The following is a 23,087-nucleotide window of genomic DNA, read 5'->3' as shown; positions in this document are numbered from 1 at the left end:
CGAACATTTCCTAACTGGTTATTATCCGTTAACCCGATAAAATAGCCCGGCATTCAGCCCGGATGTTAAAAAAAGGAGCATTACCTGACTATGGTTTCATCATCCGTAACGGCCCCACGTAGTGGCGTTTACTATTTCTCACAAGGCTGGAAACTAATCAGGTTGCCGGGGATCCGTCAATACGTGTTCCTCCCTTTACTCGTCAATATTGTTCTGATGGGCGGCGCATTCTGGTGGTTGTTCAATCGTCTGGGTCATTGGATCCCTTCGCTGATGAACCATGTGCCAGACTGGCTGCACTGGCTCAACTATCTGTTATGGCCAATCGCGGTCATTTCAATCCTGCTGGTTTTTGGCTACTTTTTCTCCACGATTGCCAACTGGATTGCCGCACCCTTCAGCGGCCTGCTGGCCGAACAGCTTGAAGCCCGCCTCACCGGCGCAACACCTCCGGATGTGGGGGTTTTCGGCATAATGAAAGACGTGCCGCGTATTATGAAACGGGAATGGCAAAAATTCGCCTGGTATCTGCCACGCGCGATCGTACTGTTACTCCTCTACTTCATTCCCGGCATCGGCCAGACTGTTGCCCCGGTATTGTGGTTCCTGTTCAGCGCATGGATGCTGGCCATTCAGTACTGCGATTACCCGTTTGATAACCATAAAGTGCCGTTTAAAACCATGCGTGAAGCGCTGCGTACCCGCAAAGTGACCAATATGCAATTTGGCGCCTTAACCAGCTTGTTTACCATGATCCCGGTATTAAATCTGGTCATCCTGCCGGTAGCCATTTGCGGCGCAACGGCTATGTGGGTCGATTGCTATCGCGACAAACACGCCATGTGGAAGTAACACTGTCTTTATTCGGAGCGGCTTATACCGCTCCTTATTACTTCTGGCTTGCCATTATTTCTCTTCCGAATATAGATATGCTAAATCCTTACTTCCGCATATTCTTTAAGCGGGTATGCTGAAGCTGTACTCCCAAATTTCATACAGTTAAGGACGGGCCATGAGTAAGATTTTTGAAGACAACTCCCTGACTATCGGTCATACGCCGCTGGTACGACTGAACCGCATCGGTAACGGGCGCATTCTGGCAAAAGTAGAATCTCGTAACCCAAGCTTTAGCGTTAAATGCCGCATCGGTGCCAATATGATTTGGGATGCCGAAAAACGCGGCGTGCTGAAACCTGGCATTGAGCTGGTCGAGCCGACCAGCGGTAACACCGGTATCGCCCTGGCCTATGTCGCTGCCGCGCGCGGTTATAAGCTCACGCTGACGATGCCGGAAACCATGAGCATCGAACGTCGCAAGTTGCTGAAAGCGCTGGGCGCCAATCTGGTTCTGACCGAAGGCGCGAAAGGCATGAAAGGCGCCATCCAGAAAGCCGAAGAGATCGTCGCCAGCAATCCGGAAAAATACCTCCTGCTTCAGCAGTTCAGCAATCCGGCAAACCCGGAAATTCATGAAAAAACCACCGGCCCGGAAATCTGGGAAGATACTGACGGCCAGGTCGATGTATTCATCTCCGGTGTCGGCACGGGCGGTACGCTGACCGGCGTAAGCCGTTATATCAAAGGCACGAAAGGCAAAAAAGATCTGATTACCGTTGCAGTTGAACCGACCGATTCTCCGGTTATCACCCAGGCGCTGGCCGGTGAAGAACTGAAACCTGGGCCACATAAAATTCAGGGTATCGGTGCCGGCTTTATCCCGGGCAACCTGGATTTGAAGCTGGTTGATAAAGTGGTTACGATTACCAACGAAGAGGCGATTTCCACCGCACGTCGCCTGATGGAAGAAGAAGGTATTCTGGCCGGCATCTCCTCTGGCGCTGCCGTTGCCGCGGCACTGAAGCTACAGGAAGATGAATCCTTTACCAATAAGAATATTGTGGTTATCCTACCTTCCTCAGGTGAACGTTATTTAAGCACCGCATTGTTTGCCGATCTTTTCACTGAGAAAGAACTGCAACAGTAATGCCAGCTTGTTAATATTGTGTAAAAAAGCACCTTTTCAGGTGCTTTTTTGTGGCACAGGTCAAACTTTTACCCCTCCTGGCATTGATTCACTTCGTTGGGTCTGGTATTTAACCAGCACATTTATTTTGATGCGCGAAATTATTCCGATTTGGATTTCCGTAGGCTGAATCGATTTTATGATTTGGTTCAAGTCTTCCTTTAGCGGCATAATGTTTAATGACATGTAGATGTCAACGGCCTGAAGGTTTCCACAGCAATACTCTGCTCCTGGTGCCTGAGCCGGACATGTGATGCCGGCGCTAACGATACAGGCTAAAGTTTAGCCGTTAAGCTAAACTTTAGGTCCACAACACTAAACCTATAAGTTGGGGAAATATAATGTTCCAGCAAGAAGTTACTATTACCGCTCCGAACGGTCTGCACACCCGCCCTGCCGCTCAGTTTGTTAAAGAAGCTAAAGGCTTCACTTCTGAGATCACTGTAACCTCCAACGGCAAAAGCGCCAGCGCCAAAAGCTTGTTCAAACTGCAGACTCTGGGTCTGACTCAGGGGACTGTTGTGACTCTCTCTGCCGAAGGCGAAGATGAGCAAAAAGCCGTTGAGCATCTGGTAAAACTGATGGCTGAGCTCGAATAAGTTCACGGGTTCTTTTTAATATCAGTCACAAGTAAGGTAGGGTTATGATTTCAGGCATTTTAGCATCCCCGGGTATCGCTTTCGGCAAGGCGCTTCTGCTGAAAGAAGATGAAATTGTCATCGACCGGAAAAAAATTTCTGCCGATAAGGTTGATCAGGAAGTTGAACGTTTTCTGAGTGGCCGCGCCAGAGCCTCCGCCCAGCTGGAGGCTATCAAAACCAAAGCTGGTGAAACTTTCGGTGAAGAAAAAGAAGCCATCTTCGAAGGGCACATCATGCTGCTGGAAGATGAGGAGCTGGAGCAGGAAATCATAGCCCTGATTAAAGATAAGAACATGACGGCTGACGCAGCTGCGCATGAAGTTATCGAAGGTCAGGCTTCTGCACTGGAAGAGCTGGATGATGAATACCTGAAAGAGCGTGCGGCTGACGTACGTGATATCGGTAAGCGCCTGTTGCGCAATATTCTTGGTCTGGCGATCATTGATTTGAGCGCGATTCAGGACGAAGTGATCCTGGTTGCCGCCGATCTTACGCCGTCAGAAACCGCACAGCTAAACCTGGACAAAGTGCTGGGTTTTATCACTGATGCAGGCGGTCGTACTTCCCACACCTCCATCATGGCGCGTTCCCTTGAACTGCCAGCCATCGTGGGCACTGGTAACGTGACAGCGCAGGTGAAAAACGGCGACTATCTGATCCTCGACGCGGTGAATAATCAGGTTCTGGTTAACCCAGACAACGAAAAAATCGAAGAGCTGCGCAATCTGCAGTCTCAGGTCGCGGAAGAAAAAGCAGAGCTCGCTAAGCTGAAAGACCTGCCGGCGATTACCCTTGACGGCCATCAGGTTGAAGTCTGCGCCAACATCGGTACCGTTCGTGACGTCGAAGGCGCGGAGCGTAACGGCGCGGAAGGCGTGGGTTTGTATCGTACCGAATTCCTGTTCATGGATCGCGATTCGCTGCCAACGGAAGAAGAACAGTTTTCCGCTTACAAAGCGGTTGCCGAAGCGTGCGGCTCACAGGCCGTTATCGTTCGCACCATGGACATCGGCGGCGACAAAGAGCTGCCGTACATGAATTTCCCGAAAGAAGAGAACCCGTTCCTCGGCTGGCGCGCCGTGCGTATCGCAATGGATCGCAAAGAGATTCTGCGCGATCAGGTGCGCGCAATTCTGCGAGCCTCTGCTTTCGGTAAACTGCGCATCATGTTCCCGATGATCATCTCTGTTGAAGAAGTGCGCGCACTGAAAAAAGAGATTGAGTCCTACAAACAGGAACTGCGCGGCGAAGGTAAAGCTTTTGATGAAGCAATTGAAATTGGCGTCATGGTAGAAACCCCTGCCGCGGCGACCATTGCTCATCACTTAGCCAAAGAAGTTGATTTCTTTAGTATCGGTACCAATGATTTAACGCAGTATACTCTGGCGGTTGACCGTGGTAATGATATGATTTCACATCTTTACCAGCCAATGTCGCCGTCTGTACTGACGCTGATTAAGCAAGTTATTGATGCTTCTCATGCTGAAGGCAAATGGACTGGCATGTGCGGTGAGCTTGCGGGCGATGAACGTGCTACACTTCTGTTGCTGGGGATGGGGCTGGACGAGTTCTCTATGAGCGCCATTTCTATCCCGCGCATTAAGAAGATTATCCGTAACACGAACTTCGAAGATGCGAAGGTATTAGCAGAGCAAGCTCTTGCTCAACCGACAACGGACGAGTTAATGACGCTGGTTAACAAGTTCATTGAAGAAAAAACAATCTGCTAATCCACGAGATGCGGCCCAAATTACTGCTTAGGAGAAGATCATGGGTTTGTTCGATAAATTGAAATCTCTGGTTTCTGATGACAAAAAAGACACCGGAACTATTGAGATTGTTGCTCCGCTCTCTGGCGAGATCGTCAACATCGAAGACGTGCCGGATGTCGTTTTTGCGGAAAAAATTGTGGGTGATGGCATTGCAATCAAACCTACTGGCAACAAAATGGTTGCTCCGGTAGATGGCACCATCGGTAAAATTTTTGAAACTAACCATGCGTTCTCAATCGAATCTGATAGCGGCATTGAACTGTTCGTTCACTTTGGTATTGATACCGTTGAACTGAAAGGTGAAGGTTTCAAACGCATTGCTGAAGAAGGCCAGCGAGTGAAAGTCGGCGATACAGTTATCGAATTCGATCTGCCGCTGCTGGAAGAAAAAGCCAAATCAACGCTGACCCCGGTTGTTATCTCCAACATGGACGAGATCAAAGAGCTGATCAAACTGTCCGGTAGCGTGACCGTCGGTGAAACCCCGGTTATCCGCATTAAGAAGTAATTCTTATTGCAGAAAAATGGCGCCTTCAAGGGCGCCATTTTTTATCACACTCTGTTTTCTCACGCCACGGTATCGCCATTTTCTGTATCCTTCCCCTGCGGAGGAAGAATAAGTTCATCACAACCTTGTTCCTCGGTCCAGGTCATTACCGCCAGTACCCGTCGCGCAGCGGTATGAACCGCATCATGCAATGAGACCCCGCAAACCAGACCGCTCACCAGCTCTGCACAGAACAGGTCACCAGTTCCTTTCAGGTCGGTTTCCACCCGTGGATGCGCCACCACCTCAACCGCTTCAGCGCTGACCACCATCACGTTGATTGTCGAGCTGTCCATTCCCGGCGCGCTGGTAATCACCACCCATTTCAGTGACTCGGATAACAGGCTCCGGGCGGCAACAACCGCTTCCTGTTGATTCGCGCAAGGAAGGCCGCTCAGCATCTCCAGCTCAAACAGGTTTGGCGTAATCCCCTGCGCCAGGGGCAGTAAATGGCTGCGATAGGCTTCCGGGATCTCAGCCTTCACGTAGATACCGCTATCCACATCGCCAATGACCGGATCGACCAGAATACATACTCCAGGGTGGCGTTTGCGGATTCGACGTAACCATTGCGCGAGCCGCTCAATCTGTACCGCACTTCCCATATAGCCGGTCGTCACCGCCTTGAGCTCGCGAAGGGCATCACGCTCTTCCAGCGCCTTTAAATAACCGACAAACCACTCTTCCGGGATCACGCCACCATACCAGGTATCATAATGCGGAGTATTGCTGAACAACACGGTCGGTACCGCCACTACCCGCAGCCCATGCTGCTTGATTGCCGGTATTGCGATACTGTTTCCCACACTACCGTAAACGACCTGCGATTGAACGGCCACGATATCAGCCTGTTGCGCCCGGCTTTTATCGCTAAAGAGCACCGATTGTATTTCGTCTTCTTGCTCCATCCTTTTCTCCCCCACTGGACAGCTTGTCATCCCCTGATTATCATTTGTCCTATGCTAAAATTCATTTTGTCATAGGTCAATAATGATTGGCGGGAAAACAGCCAGTGAAATCTTCGACAACATCCGTCACCTTGTACAAAATGGTGAACTCAAACCAGGGGATGTTTTACCGCCAGTGCGCGACCTGGCGATCGACCTGGCGGTCAATCGCAACACCGTCGCTGCCGCCTATAAGCGACTGGTGACTTCAGGATTGGCTACGGGTCAGGGACGCAATGGTACAGCCATCAAGGCACCGACTCCTCTTCCTGCCCTTGAAGGTGGCGATCCGTCTTCTCCGCTCAAGGATATCTCCAGCGGGAACCCCGACCCTGCCCGCCTGGCGCACATCAAGAACTACTTTGACGCTATCGCAGAGGCGCCGCGTCTGTATGGCGATGCGGCAGTTGAACCACAACTGGCAGCCTGGGCCCGGAACTGGATGAACAACGATCTGGGGATAGACGCCGCGATTAATCTTACCAACGGCGCTATTGATGCGTTTGAACGGTTGCTGTGCGCTCTGCTGCTTCCGGGAGATAGTGTGGCCATCGAAGACCCTTGCTTTCTCAGTAGTATCAATATGCTGCGCTATACCGGCTTTCACCCCTCCCCCGTTCCGGTCGATAGTAAAGGCATGCAGCCAGACGCACTTGAGAAGGCGCTGAGCAACGGCGCCCGGGCGGTGATGATTACCCCCCGGGCGCATAATCCGACAGGCTGTAGCCTCAACGCAACCCGCGCCCGCAAGATACGCCAGATACTCGCCCGTTACCCGCAGGTTCTGGTAATTATTGATGACCATTTCGCGCTGTTATCCGCCACCCCCTGGTACTCACCGCTTCCCCCGGAAACAAAGCGCTGGGCGCTGGTGCGCTCGCTATCGAAAACCCTGGGGCCGGACATGCGTCTGGCTATTGTCGCCAGCGACGCTGAGACTTCTGCGGCGCTACGCCTTAGGCTCAATTCCGGCAGCCAATGGGTCAGCCATTTATTGCAGGATCTGGTGCTGGCCTGCCTGAACGATGAGATCTTTATGGCATCCCTGGCGACCAGTCGGCGCCACTACCGTCAGCAACATGAAAAACTCATTGCCGCACTGGTAAAGTGCGGGATCACCCACCTGACGCCAGGGGATGGGCTGAATTTTTGGTTCCCGCTGGAGAAGCCGAGCCAACAGGCGGCGCTTCGCCTGGCGCATGCAGGCTGGCGGGTTCGCGAAGGGGAAGCTTTCGGTATTGGCACACCATCCCACGGGCTACGGCTTTCACTTGCAACGCTGAATGATGATGAAATTCACAAACTTGCCAATGATTTATACCAGGTAACAGGCGATATCCCGTAACAGCTCATAATGTCGTCGTTGCGTCCAAACGGGTCACTTGCGTTCAAGCCTGATACACAGAGAACGAATCTGAGGAGCACGAGCCTCCATGCTGACGACGCAGACACCGGTGATACCGCTCAGCCCGACGGCTTAAATCCCCGCGCCCTGGCTGAAATGCTCTTCACCAAAGACGCCGGTAGAAAGGTAGCGATCGCCGCGATCGCAAACGATCGCCACCACCACGGCGCCGGGATTTTCCCGCGCAATGCGTAAGGCGCCGGCTACCGCGCCACCTGAGCTCACGCCGCAAAAAATACCTTCCTTCACCGCCAGCATCCGCATGGTGTTTTCTGCATCCCGTTGATGAATATCCAGCACCGCATCCACCAGTTGCGCGTTAAAAATACCCGGCATATATTCAGCAGGCCAGCGGCGGATCCCCGGAATGCTGCTGCCTTCTTCCGGCTGTAACCCGATGATGCTGACCTTTTTATCCTGCTCACGCAGAAAGCGTGAAACACCCGTAATCGTGCCGGTGGTGCCCATGCTGGAAACAAAATGCGTAATACGCCCGTGAGTCTGTTGCCAAATTTCCGGCCCGGTGGTGGTGTAGTGCGCGTACGGGTTATCGGGATTATTAAACTGATCGAGCAACTTACCTTCCCCACGCCGGGCCATCTCCAGCGCCAGATCGCGCGCCCCTTCCATCCCCTGCTCTTTGCTGACCAGAATCAGTTCAGCGCCATAGGCGCGCATCGCCGCGCGGCGCTCCTGGCTCATGTTGTCCGGCATCAGCAGTTTCATCTGGTAGCCTTTGAGCGCGGCGATCATCGCCAGCGCAATGCCGGTATTGCCGCTGGTCGCTTCAATCAGCACATCGCCAGGCTTAATCTCTCCGCGTTTTTCCGCTTCGACGATCATCGACAGCGCCGCCCGGTCTTTCACTGACCCGGCAGGGTTATTGCCTTCCAGCTTGACCCAAATTTCACTGCCGTTATCCGGCGCCATCCGCTGCAATTTCACCAGAGGCGTATTGCCAATTGTTTGTTCTAATGTGTTCACTTCTCTGTCCAGTAAAAAGCCCGGTGGCGCTTCGCTTACCGGGCCTACGCAGATCATATTGTAGGCCGGGTCAGCGCAGCGCCACCCGGCAAAACTACGTGATATTAACCTATCAGGCTGATTCCGCCAGAGCAAGCTCTTCACGCGGCTCAATGCGCTCATCGCCGTTGTACAAACGGGCGTTCCGCAAGCCGACAAACAGGCGCTCCCCACGATACGGAGCGTCATTATCCTGCAGTACCACGGTTAACGGTTGGTCATACCACCCAAGCGGCTGAACGACGAGTTGGGTATAGTGCCCTTTGGGACTGGCTTCCAGCACCTGTACCGGCAAGGGTGAATCCAGGCTGGTACGGCGGCTGATATCCACTTCCCACGGGCGCAGGAACAGGTCGACCGGCCCCTGGTACGCGGGAGTATAGCCTAACGGCCAGCGATGTGCGCCGACATGAAACTGACCGCCGCGAATTGTGCCCTTCAGGCGATTAACCTCGCCCATAAACTCCAGCACAAAACGGGTGGAAGGTTCACGCCACACCTGCTCCGGCGCATCGGCCTGCTCGATATTCCCCTGACTCATCACCACAACGCGGTCAGCGACTTCCATCGCCTCTTCCTGGTCGTGCGTCACAAATACGCTGGTAAACTTCAACTCTTCATGCAACTGACGCAACCAGCGTCGCAACTCTTTACGTACCTGAGCATCCAGCGCGCCGAAGGGTTCATCCAGCAGCAGAATTTGCGGTTCGACCGCCAGCGCACGCGCTAACGCTACGCGCTGCTTCTGCCCGCCAGAGAGCTGGGCCGGATAGCGATCGGCCAAGTGCGCCAGTTGGACCATTTCCAGCAACTGAGTGACTTTGGCCTTGATTCCGGCTGCATTTGGCCGTTCACGACGCGGCAGCACCGTCAGACCAAAGGCGATATTGTCAAACACCGTCATATGACGAAACAGCGCATAGTGCTGGAACACAAAACCCACTTTACGGTCGCGGGCATGTACCCGGCTGACGTCAGTTCCATGAAAACGAATATGACCGCTGGACTGATTCTCCAGCCCGGCGATGATGCGCAGCAGCGTGGTTTTACCAGAGCCTGACGGCCCCAGTAGCGCAACCATCTGCCCGGAAGGAATATCCAGCGAGATATCATTCAGCACCTGGGTGCGACCAAAAGACTTCTTAATATTGGCAATCTCAATGCTCATGATTTTCCTCCTGTTGCGCGCGTTTTTCCTGATTTTCCAGGCGCCATTGCAACATACTCTTCAAAAACAGGGTAATAATCGCCATCAGCGTCAGCAGCGCGGCGGCGGTAAAGGAGCCGACGGTATTGTAATCCTGCTCCAGTAATTCAATCTGTAATGGCAGTGACAAGGTTTCACCACGAATCGAGCCTGAAACCACCGAAACCGCGCCGAATTCACCGATCGCCCGGGCGTTGGTCAGCACCACACCATAAAGCAGCGCCCAGCGGATATTTGGCAACGTAACCCGACAGAACATCTGCCAGCCTGATGCGCCAAGCAGAATCGCCGCTTCATCTTCATTACTGCCCTGACTCATCATCACCGGCACCAGCTCACGAACCACAAACGGGCAGGTCACGAAAATGCTCGCCAGCACCATACCCGGCCAGGCAAACATGATCTGCAGATTATGCTCGTCAAGCCAGCCGCCAAGCGGACCGTTAGAACCGTAAAACAGCAAATATACCAGCCCCGCCACCACCGGCGAGACGGCAAACGGAATATCCAGCAGCGTCAGCAACAGCTGACGCCCCGGAAAAGTAAAACGCGTCACCAGCCACGCCAGCAATGTGCCAAATACCAGATTTACCGGCACGGTAATTAAGGCGATCATCACCGTCAGCCAGATGGCATGCAGCATGTCCGGGTCGGCAAGGTTTTGCAGCACCGGCATCAGGCCTTTGCTAAAGGCCTGCACGAAGATATAGACCATCGGCACGATCAGAATGAAAGCGGACACCAACATTCCGATACCAATCAGAAACCATTTTCCCCAGTTTATACGGGGTGCGTCATAACGCTTCAATTGAGTCACTTCCGCCATTAATGACCTACCACACGTCGACCAAAGCGACTTTGCAGGGTGTTAATCGAGAACAGCAGCAACAACGACGCCGCAAGGATCACCGAGGCAATCGCGCTGGCCGCCGGATAGTCAAACTCCTGCAAACGAACAAAAATCATCAGCGAGGTCACTTCCGTTTTCCACGCGATGTTGCCGGCGATAAAGATCACCGCGCCAAACTCCCCCAGACTACGAGTAAAGGACAGCGCAATACCAGCCAACAGCGCGGGAGAAAGCTCCGGCAGGACGACTTTGCGAAAGCTTTGCCAGCGCGTCGCGCCCAGGGTTTCCGCCGCTTCTTCATACTCCGGCCCGAGCTCTTCCAGTACAGGTTGTACCGTCCGAACCACAAACGGGATACTGGTAAAAGCCATCGCGACCGCGATCCCCAGCCAGGTATAGGTCACTTTGATATCAAACTTCGCCAGCCATTCGCCGTAAAAACCGTTGACCGAAAACAGCGATGCCAGGGTCAGGCCCGCCACCGCTGTCGGTAGCGCAAACGGCAGATCCATCAGCGCATCCAGCAGCGTGCGGCCCGGAAATCGGTAGCGCGTGAGGACCCATGCCATCAGCAGACCAAATACGCCGTTAAAAATCGACGCCGCAAAGGCCGATAGCAAGGTCACTTTATATGCCGCCACAACCTGGGGATTGGTGATCACATCCCAGTATTGGCTCAGGGTCATTTGCGCCAGTTGCATTACCAGCGCGCTCAACGGCAACAGCAGAATCAAGCAAACAAACAGCAGGCTGGTACCAAGACTCAGAGTAAAGCCCGGCAGCACACGCTTTGTCGCAACAGCAAACATTAATTACGCCCCGCAGCCAGCAGTTTGTCCAGTTCACCACCGCTGGCAAAGTGGGTTTTCATCACTTCTGGCCAGGAACCAAACTGGTCTTCCACGCGGAACAGTTTGGTCTGCGGGAATTTATCTTTCAGTTTCCCCATGACTTCCGGGTTGTTCACGCGGTAGTAAAAACGGGTAATGATGGCCTGCGCCTGCGGGCTGTAGAGCCAGTTCAGATAGGCTTTAGCCGCTTTTTCAGTCCCGTTGGCCTTCACATTTTTGTCTATCCAGGCCACCGGGAATTCAGCAAGAATATTGGTTTCAGGAATAACGACCTCGAATCCTTGATCCTGGTACTGTTTACGGATGTTATTCACTTCTGATTCAAAGCTAATCAGCACGTCGCCGAGTCCGCGTTCGGCAAAAGTGGTTGTGGCGCCGCGACCGCCGGTATCAAAGACTTCGACATTTTTCAGGAATTGCGTCATGAACTGTTCGGTTTTCGCTTTATCGCCACCGTCCGCTTTATCCGCCGCACCCCACGCAGCTAAATAGGTATAACGCGCGTTACCTGACGTTTTCGGATTCGGAAAAATTAACTTAACGTCGGGACGCACCAGATCATTCCAGCTGTGGATATTTTTCGGATTCCCTTTGCGAACCAGAAATCCCATTGTCGAGTAAAACGGCGAACTGTTATTCGGCAGGCGGCTTTGCCAGTCGGCCGGGATCAGTTTGCCTTTGTCATGCAGAATTTGTACGTCAGTCACCTGGTTATAGGTCACCACATCGGCCTTCAACCCTTGCAGGATCGCCAGCGCCTGTTTTGATGACCCGGCATGAGATTGTTTAATCGTCAGCTTATCGCCGCCGTTATCTTTCGCCCACTGCTGTTCAAACTGCGGGTTAAGGGCGGCAAATAGCTCGCGGGAAACGTCATATGAGCTGTTGAGCAGTTCCGTCGCCTGCGCCTGCGCAACCAACAGCACAGAAGCCGCCAGCGCCAGATATCCTTTTTTCAGTGAATTTATCGCCATTGCGCACCCTTATAAATTTGATGACTTTCTTATAGTCATAATATTTATAACAGGTACGAAAGGAGTAACGGTTTTATATACCGTTTGGCGATTTGGAAGTCGAAAAGAGAATAAGAGAACCGCAACGTTTTTCTGAATCGTGCATCCAGAATCAGGATAGCGTTCTGACAGACGCTGGCAAGCTGGCACAGTACCCGATGGCGGCAAGAGTTCTACGCTTCCGGAATAATACGTTTGCGCATTATGAGAAGGCGGTGATAGCGAGGATATGTGAAGCGCGACGCACCGATACCCTTACCCCGGCCCTCTCTCAGCCTGTGGGGAGAGGGCCAGGATAAGGGGGAATTTACAGCGCCAGCAGCCTGTCCAGCGACGGCGCGAAATAGTACCCGCCAGTGACGGGCTTAGTGAAACGTAACATCGCGTCACGCTTACCATCGGTATCGCCAAACATACTCAGCAGTTGTTGCTCGATGTTGTACAGGCGCGCGCAGTAAGCGCAGAAGTAAAGGCCGTGGGTACCGCTGGCGGTGCCATACGGCAGGCTCTGACGAACAATCTTCAGCCCTTTACCCTCTTCCTTCAGATCCACGCGGCTCAGATGAGAAGTTGCCGGACGCGCATCGCCGTCAATCTCTTCATTGGCTTCTTTGGTGCGGCCAATCATCATTTCCTGATCGGGAATACTCATACGATTAAGCTGGTTAAGATTATGCTCCCAGCGCTGCACCAGAACATAGCTGCCGCCCGCATCCACGCCATCGTTGATTATCGCCACTTCACGGCGCGTCTCTTCGCCAGCCGGGTTTTCCGTACCATCGACAAAGCCGCTCAGATCGCGCTCTTCAATCCAGCGGAAACCATGAACTTCTTCTTTAACGTCCACCACTGCGCCAAACGCCGCCATTGCCGCCTGGGCAACAGAGAAGTTCACCTCATGCTGTGCGGAAAGAATGTGGATCAGCAGATCGTACTGCGTGGACGGGGCCAGCCCCTTGCCGTAGCCCGGGAACGCTTTTAACTCTTCGCCCCCCACGCCGCCGCTCAACTGGCGCCAGATGTTATGGCCGAAAGCCACGACCGCGCCCAGCTTAGCGTCCGGGTATGTTGCCTGAAAGGTCGCTAATTTATCGGCAAAAACCTTACTGCTTTTCCGCAGGGCATCAAGGTCACCTTTGACATTGGCTTCAATCCAAATCGCCGCGCGGCAATGTTCCGGCAAAATGCCACTCTGAACCTGAGACATCGCTCCTCCTGAAATTATACAGCCACCATACGGTGGCCTTTTTAAGGCGCTATTGTACCCGTTTTTTCAGGGAGCCGAATCACTTCAGATCAAATTAGCGGCGCCAGATAATTTCACTCACCTTCCAGTTTTTCAGCGTATCGTCGGCAGGCATTAGCGCGTCAGGGCCACTCCAGCTACCGGTAAAAACATAGCTAATATGTTGGCTATCCCTGGCTTTACACTCCACTACGCTGCCGCTGTCGTTATGGCCTTGCTGACAGTTACCAAAAGCTTTGCTGTAGATAGCACTGAACGGCGTACCAATTTTCACCCCACTGGCGGTTGCGATACGGCTATCACGTACGTTAATACGGCTGAGGGTACCGTTGTCGCCATTGATGGTCAGCGCCACTTTGCCATCTTTTAACGCTTCGAAGTAGCGCACAATCCTGCCATTATCCATTTTCATACCGCTGCGCAGATGATAACCGCTACCGATCGCATCACTGATAGCCTGCTCGCTTAGTGGCGTTGCCGCTGTCAGATTACCGACGCCCTGCTCAGTCACTTCCGTCGAAGAACCAAACCAGTTCCACGGATAAGCCGCCGACCAGTTGACCGCGCTCATCGTTGAGCAGCCGGTTAAAGCCAGCGGTAATGCGCAGAGAAGTATACGTAGCGATGTCATGACTCAGTCCTTTCTGATTAATTCAACGCAAGTTGGAGTACGCGATCGGCAAAAAGTGCCGTTAAAGCTGTTCTTCATGGAAACAGGCTTTCAGGCGCCGGTTACTTAACAGCCACCACAACGCATAAAGATCCGCCGCCAGCAGGACGCTGGTCACTGCCGAAGGCGATTCGCCACCCACCCACAATAGCGGTTGCCAGACCAGCAGCAATAGCTGAGAGATCACCAGAAGCCAACGCATTAATGGCCAGAAGCGGGGAAAGCGCTGACGGTATCCGCTGATAATAAACGCCATAACCGCCGGGATGCCGGGCAGCAATCCCAGCCAAAAGTTATCGTGGTCCGGATAAAACAGATTCAGCAACGCATCCCCCTGCTGACGCGATGCGCCGGCCATCAGAAATAGCACCCATGTTCGGGCCTGCAACAACAGCACGCACCAAAAAAGGAACGGTAAGCGCAGGCGACCGTGGGAATCAAAATCGGCGGGGGTATACTCAATATTCTTCATCTTCAATCAAACGCTTACCGAGGCACAGCACGTCAGAATGCTCATAGCCAAGGCGCTCGTACATCCCCAGAACCATCTCGTTATCTTCGCGCACCATAATGTTAATTTTCGGGCAACCACGCGCGATCAGCTTTTTTTCCAGCCGATTCAACAGGGCATTAGCAATACCGCGACCACGGTATTCAGGGTGAACGCCAAGATAATAAGCAGATCCGCGATGACCGTCATAGCCGCCCATCACCGTACCAACCACCTCACCATTAACCTCGGCAACCAGAAACAGGCTGGCATCGTGGTTCAGCTTACGTTCAATATCCATTTCCGGATCGTTCCACGGCCGCAGAAGATCGCAACGCTCCCACAGGGTTATCACCTCTTCAAAATCTTGCTGGCGAAAAACGCGTATCTCCATGGTATTGCCCACCATTGACGGTTAAAAACTGAGATTATGGCGCGATTGCGCCGGATAGCCAATATCAGGCGCAATGCGTCTCAAAAAATGGCATAATGTGACTTTGTCATGTATTGAAATGAAAAGTAAAACAATTCTTATTTGGAATGGTCGTAACGGAAAACACGATACGATATAACATTGATTACCACTTGTTTGCAATTCAGGCCGAATGAGCACTTTTAAACCATTAAAAATACTTGCTTCGCGCCGCCAGGTACTGAAAGCCGGGCTGGCAGCAATCACGCTTTCAGGGATCGCCTCTCCGGCCAGCGCGAAAGAACAGCCATTGAAGACAGCCAATGGTCACAGCAAACCCGCCGCGAAGAAAAAGGGCGCTAAACGTATCGTCATGCTCGATCCCGGCCATGGCGGCATTGATACCGGCGCTATTGGTCATAACGGTTCAGAAGAGAAACACGTTGTTCTGGCGATCGCGAAAAACGTGCGCAGCATTTTACGCAGCAACGGTATTGACGCGCGGCTTACGCGAACTGACGATACCTTTATCCCGCTATATGACCGCGTAGAGATCGCCCATAAGCATGGCGCCGATCTTTTCATGTCGATTCACGCCGACGGTTTTACCAATCCGAGCGCGGCAGGAGCCTCTGTTTTCGCCCTGTCCAACCGTGGAGCCAGTAGCGCGATGGCGAAGTATCTCTCCGATCGGGAAAACCGCGCCGACGAAGTCGCGGGCAAAAAAACGACAGACAGGGACCACCTTCTGCAGCAGGTACTGTTCGATCTGGTCCAGACTGACACCATCAAAAACAGCCTGACGCTCGGTTCGTATGTTCTGAAAAAAATTAAGCCGGTGCATAAGTTGCACAGCCGTAATACCGAGCAGGCGGCGTTCGTGGTGCTAAAATCGCCCTCGATCCCTTCCGTGCTGGTAGAAACGTCGTTTATTACCAATCCGAACGAAGAAAAGCTGTTAGGGACCACCGCGTTCCGCCACAAAATCGCCACGGCAATTGCTAACGGCATTATGAGTTATTTCCACTGGTTCGATAACCAGAAAGCCCATTCGAAGAGACGTTAATGAAACCCGACGCCCATCAGGTCAAAGCCTTCCTGCTTCAGTTGCAGGACGTCATCTGCCAGAAGCTAAGTACGACCGACGGAAGCAATTTTGTTGAAGATAACTGGCAGCGGGAAGCTGGCGGCGGTGGACGCAGTCGGGTACTGCGCGATGGCGGTATCTTTGAACAGGCAGGCGTTAACTTTTCGCACGTACACGGCGATGCGATGCCGGCGTCCGCTACCGCTCATCGACCTGAGCTGGCGGGTCGCAGCTTCGAAGCGATGGGCGTGTCGCTGGTGGTGCATCCGCTCAATCCCTATATTCCCACCAGCCATGCCAACGTGCGTTTTTTTATCGCCGAGAAACCCGGCGCGGAGCCGGTCTGGTGGTTTGGCGGCGGGTTCGATTTAACGCCATATTATGGTTTTGAGGAAGACGCCGTTCACTGGCACCGCACGGCGCGGGATTTGTGCCAGCCTTTCGGCGAAGCGGTTTATCCGCGTTATAAAAAATGGTGCGACGACTACTTCTTTCTCAAACACCGTAATGAACAGCGCGGCATCGGCGGGATCTTCTTCGATGATCTGAATACGCCAGATTTCGACAGTTGCTTCCGTTTTATGCAGGCGGTAGGAAAAGGCTATACCGACGCGTATCTGCCGATTGTCGGGCAGCGCAAGGAAATGCTCTGGGGTCAACGTGAGCGTGATTTTCAACTCTACCGCCGCGGACGCTACGTCGAGTTCAATCTGGTATGGGACCGCGGCACCCTGTTTGGCCTGCAAACCGGCGGGCGCACAGAGTCGATTCTGATGTCGATGCCGCCGCTGGTGCGCTGGGAATATGACTGGCGGCCAGAAGAAGGCAGCCCGGAAGCGGCGCTGAGCGAATTTATTCAGGTGCGCGACTGGGTGTGAACCCGTATGGGTGACATTTATCTGGCCTGCACGACTCGTCTTGTAGATACGGTTATGACTCAGAATGTTGCAAAGTGAGTTCTTCTGAAATCGCCCGGGCCGCTTCCCTGGCCGGGCCGACAATAGATGCATAACTTGATCATATTGTTGGCTTCACGGCGCGGGAAGAGCGTCAGCCACCACCCGACTATACCCTAAATTATTCGAGTTGCAGGAAGGCGGCGACGCAGTGAATCCCTAGGAGCGTACTCCAGTACGTGACTGGGGTAGCCTACGCACATGCAACTTGAAGTATGACGGGTATAAAACACCAGTACGGTATCTGAACCGGTTTATTATCAGTCTCCGGCTATTTTTTTGTCGATAAAAAAGCGCGGGAGAATTCCCGCGCCTGAATGAATTAAATAGAGATTACAATGGCTGTGTTTGCGCTTCCACGACCGCCAGCGCCACCATATTAACAATACGACGAACAGAAGCGATCGGTGTTAATACGTGAACCGGTTTGGCTACGCCCATTAACACCGGTCCAACCGTCACACCTTCGGAACTGGAGACCCGTAGTAAGTTGTAACTAATACGCGCAGCCTCCATATTCGGCATCACCAGAATATTGGCAGAGCCTTTCAGCGGACTGTCCGGCATCCGGTCATTACGAATGCTTTCCACCAGCGCGGCATCGCCGTGCATTTCCCCGTCAATCATCAGATCGGGCGCGCGGGTTTTGATCAGCTCCAGCGCTGCACGCATTTTGCCGGACGATGGGCATCTGGACGAACCGAAGTTAGAGTGCGACAGCAGCGCCACTTTCGGCTCAATCCCGAAGCGACGCACGGTTTCCGCCGCCATCACGGTGATTTCCGCCAGTTCTTCCGGTGTCGGATCGTCATTGACGTAGGTGTCGGCAATAAAAGTGTTGCCGCTTGGCAGCAGCAATGCGTTCATCGCGCCCGCCGCATGGGTGCCTTCACGGTAGCCAAACACCTCTTTTACCACGCTGAAATGCTCATGGTAATCACCGATAGTGCCGCAAATCATGGCATCCGCTTCACCACGATGCACCATGATCGCGCCGATCACCGTGGTGTTGCTGATAACCGCTCTCTGCGCCTGCTCCTGCGTGATGCCGCGACGCTTCATAATCTGGTAATACTCGTTCCAGTACTCTTTAAAGCGCGGATCGGATTCATTGTTGACGATCTCAAAGTCAATACCTGATTTGATCTGCAGCCCCAGCTTCTGGATGCGCATTTCGATCACTCCCGGACGACCAATCAGGATCGGTTTCGCCAGCCCCAGAGTGACCAGCTCCTGGGTTGCGTGCAGCACCCGGCTATCTTCCCCTTCCGCCAGCACCACGCGCTTCGGCGCTTTGCGCGCCTGCGAGAAAATCGGTTTCATAAACAGATTGGTTTTGTAAACAAACTCGGTCAGCTTATCGATATAAGCGTCAAAGTCGGCAATCGGACGCTTCGCCACGCCGGAATCCATCGCCGCTTTCGCCACCGCAGGGGCGATCTTGACAATCAGACGCGGATCGAACGGTTTCGGAATAATGTACTCCGGGCCGAAGCTCAGATCCTGATCGCCATAGGCGGAGGCCACCACTTCGCTCTGTTCGGCATGGGCCAGTTCGGCAATGGCGCGAACAGCTGCCAGCTTCATCTCTTCGTTGATCGCGGTTGCGCCAACGTCCAGCGCCCCACGGAAGATAAACGGGAAACACAGCACGTTGTTAACCTGGTTCGGGTAATCAGAACGACCGGTACAGATAATGGCGTCGGCACGCACTTCCTTCGCCAGCGGCGGCAGAATTTCCGGCTCCGGATTGGCCAGCGCCAGAATCATTGGCGCACGAGCCATTTTTTTCACCATCTCCTGCGTCAGCACTCGCGGCCCGGAACAACCAAGGAAAATATCCGCGCCGTCAATCACATCATCCAGCGTGCGCTTACCGCTATCTTCCACCGCATAGGCCGCTTTGGTTTCCACCATATTCGCCTCGCGGCCTTTGTAGATCACGCCTTTCGAGTCGCAGACCACGATGTTGTGTTTCTGCATCCCCAGCGCCACCAGCAGGTTCATACAGGCAATCGCCGCCGCGCCCGCACCGGAGACCACCATCCGCACGTCAGAGATATTTTTTTCCACCACCCGCAGGCCGTTAAGAATAGCGGCGGTGCTGATAATCGCGGTTCCGTGCTGGTCATCATGGAAGACCGGAATATTCATGCGTTCGCGTAGCTTGCGCTCAATGTAGAAGCATTCCGGCGCTTTAATATCTTCGAGGTTAATCCCGCCAAACGTCGGCTCCAGCGCCGCGACAACATTGATAAATTTGTCCGGGTCCAGTTCATCAACCTCAATATCGAAAACATCAATACCGGCGAATTTCTTAAACAGAACACCTTTCCCTTCCATCACCGGTTTACCGGCCAGGGCGCCGATATGGCCCAACCCCAGCACTGCCGTACCATTAGAGACCACCGCCACAAGGTTGCCACGCGCGGTATATTTATAGGCCGCCAGCGGATCTTTCTCGATTTCAAGACAGGGTGCAGCGACGCCCGGCGAGTAGGCCAGCGCCAAATCGCGCTGGGTCGCAAGGGGCTTGGTCGGGGAAACCTGGATTTTTCCGGGAACCGGGAATTCATGGAAATCAAGGGCGCTTTGTTTTAACTGCTCATCCATTTTATCGTTCCTTTCACGTATCGATCGTAGGGAGGGTGAAACGTAATAGCGTACCTGGTGTTCACCCTAAAGGGTGACCCAGTATCTCGCCTGACGGCGTCGCAAACTTTGAACACCGCCAAACTCTCGCCATAACAACGTTATATTTGTTATAGATTTATAATGTGTATGTAACTTGCCCTTGAAAGCAAGGATGGCCCTGTCTGCTATGCTTTTTAGTTATGCAACTCATCGTCCTCTCTATCCTAAATCAATAAAAACTCATGCAACGTATTGTTTCAGGAGTACATTATGTCCCGTAGAGAACTTGCTAACGCCATCCGCGCCCTCAGTATGGATGCGGTCCAGAAAGCCAACTCAGGCCATCCCGGCGCGCCAATGGGAATGGCGGATATCGCCGAGGTATTGTGGAACGATTTTCTTAAACACAATCCGCAGAATCCTCACTGGTACGATCGCGACCGTTTTATTCTCTCCAACGGTCATGCTTCCATGCTGCTCTATAGCCTGCTGCACCTGACCGGTTATGCGCTGTCGATAGAGGAACTCAAACACTTTCGCCAGCTACATTCGAAAACCCCCGGTCATCCGGAGTATGGCTATACGCCTGGCGTCGAAACCACCACCGGTCCGCTGGGTCAGGGGCTCGCCAACGCCGTGGGAATGGCGATTGCCGAACGCACGCTCGCTGCTCAGTTCAACCGTCCAGGGCATGAGGTAGTCGATCATTTCACTTACGTGTTTATGGGCGATGGTTGCCTGATGGAGGGGATTTCTCACGAAGCCAGTTCACTGGCGGGCACCCTGGGGTTAGGGAAACTCATTGGCTTCTACGACCATAACGGCATCTCTATTGATGGTAAAACCGCAGGCTGGTTTACCGATGATACCGCCGCGCGATTCAACGCCTACCACTGGCACGTCATCGGCGATATTGACGGCCACGATCCACAGGCAGTCAAACAGGCCATTGTTGAAGCGCAGGGCGTTAAGGATAAGCCCTCGCTGATTATCTGCCGCACCATTATTGGCTTTGGCTCACCGAATAAAGCCGGTTCCGAAGAGTCACATGGCGCCGCATTAGGGGAAAAAGAGGTCGCTCTGGCCCGCGAGAAACTGGGCTGGAAATATCCGCCGTTTGACATTCCCAAAGAAATCTATCAGGGCTGGGATGCCCGTCCGCGCGGCGAAAAGGCCGAACAGGCGTGGAACGCAAAATTCGCCGATTATCAACAACAATATCCGGAACTGGCAGCGGAACTCACCCGCAGGATGAGCGGCAAGCTTCCGGAAAACTGGACGGAAGTCACTCAGCATTATATCGCCGGATTGCAGGCGGAACCGGCGAAAATCGCCAGCCGAAAAGCCTCACAAAACGCGCTGAACGCATACGGCCCCATCCTGCCTGAACTACTGGGCGGTTCGGCGGATCTCGCGCCCAGCAACCTGACCATCTGGTCCGGTTCGCAGTCAATTAAAGAAGAGCCCGCAGGCAACTATATCCACTATGGCGTACGTGAATTCGGCATGACCGCTATTGCTAACGGCATCGCGTTACACGGCGGCTTTATCCCCTACACCTCCACGTTCCTGATGTTTGTCGAGTATGCCCGCAATGCGGCGCGGATGGCGGCGCTGATGAAAGCGCGACAAATCATGATTTATACCCATGACTCTATCGGTCTTGGCGAAGATGGCCCGACTCATCAGGCGGTTGAGCAACTGGCCAGCCTGCGACTGACGCCCAACTTCAGCACCTGGCGACCATGCGATCAGGTCGAAACAGCCGTCGCATGGCAGGCAGCAGTAGCAAGACACTGCGGCCCGACGGCGCTGATCCTCTCAAGGCAAAACCTGGCGCAAATGGCGCGGACGCCGGAACAAGTACAGAATATCGCCCGCGGCGGTTATGTACTGAAAGATGCCGGAGGTAAACCAGACCTGATCCTGATAGCGACCGGTTCAGAAGTAGAGATAACGGTGCTGGCGGCAGAAAAACTGCTCGCCCGGGGAGTGAATGTCCGTGTGGTATCCCTGCCATCGACCGACGTGTTCGATGCTCAGGACGAAACCTATCGGGAATCGGTATTGCCAGCAGACGTCGACGCCCGCGTCGCCGTCGAGGCCGGAATCGCCGACTACTGGTATAAATACGTGGGGCTAAAAGGAAAAATCGTCGGTATGACCAGTTATGGCGAATCAGCACCCGCGGACAAGCTCTTCCCTCACTTCGGCTTTACCGTTGAGCATATTGTTAATGTGGCAAATGAGATACTCAACGGGTAACCCACAGCGTGGGCCAGGCATCTGGCCCCTGCCAGTTATCGCACCGCGGCTGCTGCGCATAACGTACGAGATTAAATCGCTGACCATCGTAACGCCAGCGAGTTTGTGTGCCACAATCGCCGGACGCGCGCCCTTTATCCAGCGTCACCAGTTCCTGACGCTGGTCATCATAGCTGGCATTAACCAGCTCAATGTCGCGCGCGGCATCGCCGGGCGGCTGAAACGGCAACGCCAGATGGAGCGGACGCGCAATGAATGGCCGCTGACGCGAAACCAGCCAGGCCAGCCAAATGGTGTTGTAAGCGCCCGCTTCACAACTGGTCATCAGTAGAACATTGTCATCGGTCAATGCGCTAACCCGTACTTCGCGGCGAAAAGGGTCCAGTGAACAAGCGCTGCTGTTCATCTTCTCGTTGCCGTAATCCATCAGATCGTTAAGTTCATCGCGACTGAGGGGTGACTGCGCCATATCGACTTTTCCCACCGCGCGTAAAGCGGGCGCGGGCGGAACGCTAAACGACAGAGTCTCTCCCTTACCTACCCACGCGGTTTCATTCCCCACACGCTTTTGTCGGCTGTCAATGAACAATAAAGCGGCTTTCAGCCCTTGCAGAGAAATACTCTGCAGGCCATTCTCCAGGGTAATGGCCTGCGCGTCCTGCACCTGCTGCAGGAAAGCATCAATGGTGAGGCTATCGTCGGTTTTAAGCAGTTTATCGGTGATCTGCCACTGTTTATCGCTGAGGATCAATGGATGGCCGTCAAGCTGGAGACGCGGTGCGATCGGTGCCAGCGCCGAGACGGGGTTGCCCACGCCGCCAAGTTCAATACGCAGACTGGCGTTAGTCGTCGCCCCGGCGCTACGACTGACCGTCATAACCAGACCATAGTGCAGCCCGACGTTGCGGGCGATGCAGAAATTCTGATTATTGCAGGTCACCAGCCAGTCGCTGAATAGCTGTTGGGCAGGTGCCGCCCGCACCTGCGACATCGGCAGCAAACCGAAGAGCAGAAAAAGAATAACCCGATACAACATGAGCGGCACAAC

At 53.6% G+C, this 23,087-nt stretch carries 21 protein-coding genes; 9 read left to right on the top strand and 12 right to left on the bottom strand.

The features are described 5' to 3' along the window. The first annotated feature begins 90 nt into the window (after positions 1-90). From cysZ to crr, 5 genes are all read left to right on the top strand, one after another. A complete protein-coding gene (gene cysZ / locus ABK821_RS10005) occupies positions 91-852 on the top strand; it encodes a sulfate transporter CysZ (RefSeq protein WP_138361110.1) in 762 nt (253 codons plus the stop codon). Between the two features lie 160 nt (positions 853-1,012). Further along, positions 1,013-1,984 carry a cysteine synthase A gene (cysK, locus tag ABK821_RS10000; protein WP_142502362.1) on the top strand — a complete coding sequence of 324 codons (972 nt, stop codon included), beginning with the start codon at positions 1,013-1,015 and terminating at the stop codon, positions 1,982-1,984. Between the two features lie 380 nt (positions 1,985-2,364). Further along, positions 2,365-2,622: a phosphocarrier protein Hpr gene (gene ptsH / locus ABK821_RS09995; protein WP_002913505.1), complete on the top strand. Its 258-nt coding sequence runs from the start codon at positions 2,365-2,367 to the stop codon at positions 2,620-2,622. 44 nt (positions 2,623-2,666) lie between these two features. Continuing rightward, entirely contained in the window at positions 2,667-4,394 is a 1,728-nt protein-coding gene (gene ptsI, locus ABK821_RS09990) for a phosphoenolpyruvate-protein phosphotransferase PtsI (RefSeq protein WP_138361108.1), read from the top strand. Positions 4,395-4,434: 40 nt separating this feature from the next. Further along, positions 4,435-4,944, top strand: a complete 510-nt coding sequence (crr, locus tag ABK821_RS09985) for a PTS glucose transporter subunit IIA (RefSeq protein WP_101978383.1) — start codon at positions 4,435-4,437, stop codon at positions 4,942-4,944. Positions 4,945-5,003: 59 nt separating this feature from the next. Here the strand turns inward: crr and pdxK are convergent, their stop codons facing one another. Continuing rightward, positions 5,004-5,891, bottom strand: coding sequence for a pyridoxine/pyridoxal/pyridoxamine kinase (gene pdxK / locus ABK821_RS09980; protein WP_142502363.1), 888 nt, complete (start codon positions 5,889-5,891; stop codon positions 5,004-5,006). A gap of 82 nt (positions 5,892-5,973) precedes the next feature. Between pdxK and ptsJ the strand changes: the two genes are divergently transcribed. Then, complete coding sequence (ptsJ, locus tag ABK821_RS09975) at positions 5,974-7,275, top strand: transcriptional regulator PtsJ (RefSeq protein WP_343178222.1); 1,302 nt, start codon at positions 5,974-5,976, stop codon at positions 7,273-7,275. Positions 7,276-7,407: 132 nt separating this feature from the next. On the opposite strand, the gene cysM is transcribed toward ptsJ, so the two are convergent. The 9 genes from cysM to ABK821_RS09930 form a co-directional block, all read right to left on the bottom strand. After that, a complete protein-coding gene (cysM, locus tag ABK821_RS09970) occupies positions 7,408-8,319 on the bottom strand; it encodes a cysteine synthase CysM (RefSeq protein ID WP_142502365.1) in 912 nt (303 codons plus the stop codon). Between the two features lie 112 nt (positions 8,320-8,431). After that, positions 8,432-9,526: a sulfate/thiosulfate ABC transporter ATP-binding protein CysA gene (gene cysA, locus ABK821_RS09965; RefSeq protein WP_138361104.1), complete on the bottom strand. Its 1,095-nt coding sequence runs from the start codon at positions 9,524-9,526 to the stop codon at positions 8,432-8,434. Further along, positions 9,516-10,391, bottom strand: a complete 876-nt coding sequence (gene cysW / locus ABK821_RS09960; RefSeq protein ID WP_343178221.1) for a sulfate/thiosulfate ABC transporter permease CysW — start codon at positions 10,389-10,391, stop codon at positions 9,516-9,518. Before cysW ends, cysA begins: the two co-directional genes overlap by 11 nt. Next, entirely contained in the window at positions 10,391-11,224 is an 834-nt protein-coding gene (cysT, locus tag ABK821_RS09955) for a sulfate/thiosulfate ABC transporter permease CysT (RefSeq protein ID WP_138361102.1), read from the bottom strand. The genes cysW and cysT overlap by 1 nt, the downstream gene beginning before the upstream one ends. After that, positions 11,224-12,240: a sulfate ABC transporter substrate-binding protein gene (locus tag ABK821_RS09950; RefSeq protein ID WP_142502367.1), complete on the bottom strand. Its 1,017-nt coding sequence runs from the start codon at positions 12,238-12,240 to the stop codon at positions 11,224-11,226. Before ABK821_RS09950 ends, cysT begins: the two co-directional genes overlap by 1 nt. Positions 12,241-12,586: 346 nt before the next feature. Then, positions 12,587-13,486: a Dyp-type peroxidase gene (locus ABK821_RS09945; RefSeq protein WP_138361100.1), complete on the bottom strand. Its 900-nt coding sequence runs from the start codon at positions 13,484-13,486 to the stop codon at positions 12,587-12,589. A 94-nt stretch (positions 13,487-13,580) separates the two neighbouring features. Continuing rightward, positions 13,581-14,156 carry an RpoE-regulated lipoprotein gene (locus ABK821_RS09940; RefSeq protein WP_138361099.1) on the bottom strand — a complete coding sequence of 192 codons (576 nt, stop codon included), beginning with the start codon at positions 14,154-14,156 and terminating at the stop codon, positions 13,581-13,583. 61 nt (positions 14,157-14,217) lie between these two features. Then, positions 14,218-14,667 (bottom strand): DUF2919 domain-containing protein, encoded by a 450-nt coding sequence (locus ABK821_RS09935; RefSeq protein ID WP_138361098.1) that lies wholly within the window; start codon positions 14,665-14,667, stop codon positions 14,218-14,220. Beyond that, complete coding sequence (locus ABK821_RS09930) at positions 14,654-15,079, bottom strand: GNAT family acetyltransferase (protein ID WP_138361097.1); 426 nt, start codon at positions 15,077-15,079, stop codon at positions 14,654-14,656. Before ABK821_RS09930 ends, ABK821_RS09935 begins: the two co-directional genes overlap by 14 nt. A 211-nt stretch (positions 15,080-15,290) precedes the next feature. Here ABK821_RS09930 and amiA point away from each other — a divergent pair, with 211 nt between their 5' ends. Together amiA and hemF are read left to right on the top strand one after the other, a co-directional pair. Next, positions 15,291-16,163: an N-acetylmuramoyl-L-alanine amidase AmiA gene (gene amiA, locus ABK821_RS09925; protein ID WP_138361096.1), complete on the top strand. Its 873-nt coding sequence runs from the start codon at positions 15,291-15,293 to the stop codon at positions 16,161-16,163. Further along, positions 16,163-17,062, top strand: a complete 900-nt coding sequence (hemF, locus tag ABK821_RS09920; protein WP_138361095.1) for an oxygen-dependent coproporphyrinogen oxidase — start codon at positions 16,163-16,165, stop codon at positions 17,060-17,062. Before amiA ends, hemF begins: the two co-directional genes overlap by 1 nt. A 411-nt stretch (positions 17,063-17,473) precedes the next feature. Here the strand turns inward: hemF and maeB are convergent, their stop codons facing one another. Next, on the bottom strand, positions 17,474-19,753 hold the full coding sequence (maeB, locus tag ABK821_RS09915) for an NADP-dependent oxaloacetate-decarboxylating malate dehydrogenase (protein WP_138361094.1): 2,280 nt from the start codon (positions 19,751-19,753) through the stop codon (positions 17,474-17,476). 291 nt (positions 19,754-20,044) lie between these two features. Here maeB and tkt point away from each other — a divergent pair, with 291 nt between their 5' ends. After that, on the top strand, positions 20,045-22,039 hold the full coding sequence (tkt, locus tag ABK821_RS09910) for a transketolase (RefSeq protein WP_308561015.1): 1,995 nt from the start codon (positions 20,045-20,047) through the stop codon (positions 22,037-22,039). On the opposite strand, the gene ABK821_RS09905 is transcribed toward tkt, so the two are convergent. After that, positions 22,029-23,075, bottom strand: a complete 1,047-nt coding sequence (locus ABK821_RS09905) for a DUF1176 domain-containing protein (protein WP_138361137.1) — start codon at positions 23,073-23,075, stop codon at positions 22,029-22,031. The genes tkt and ABK821_RS09905 overlap by 11 nt on opposite strands. Positions 23,076-23,087: the final 12 nt, after the last annotated feature.

Origin of the sequence: Klebsiella sp. KE9456, from assembly GCF_043832615.1 — a bacterium.
GTDB lineage: Bacteria > Pseudomonadota > Gammaproteobacteria > Enterobacterales > Enterobacteriaceae > Klebsiella > Klebsiella indica.
This window is presented reverse-complemented; position numbering and strand designations above follow the sequence as displayed.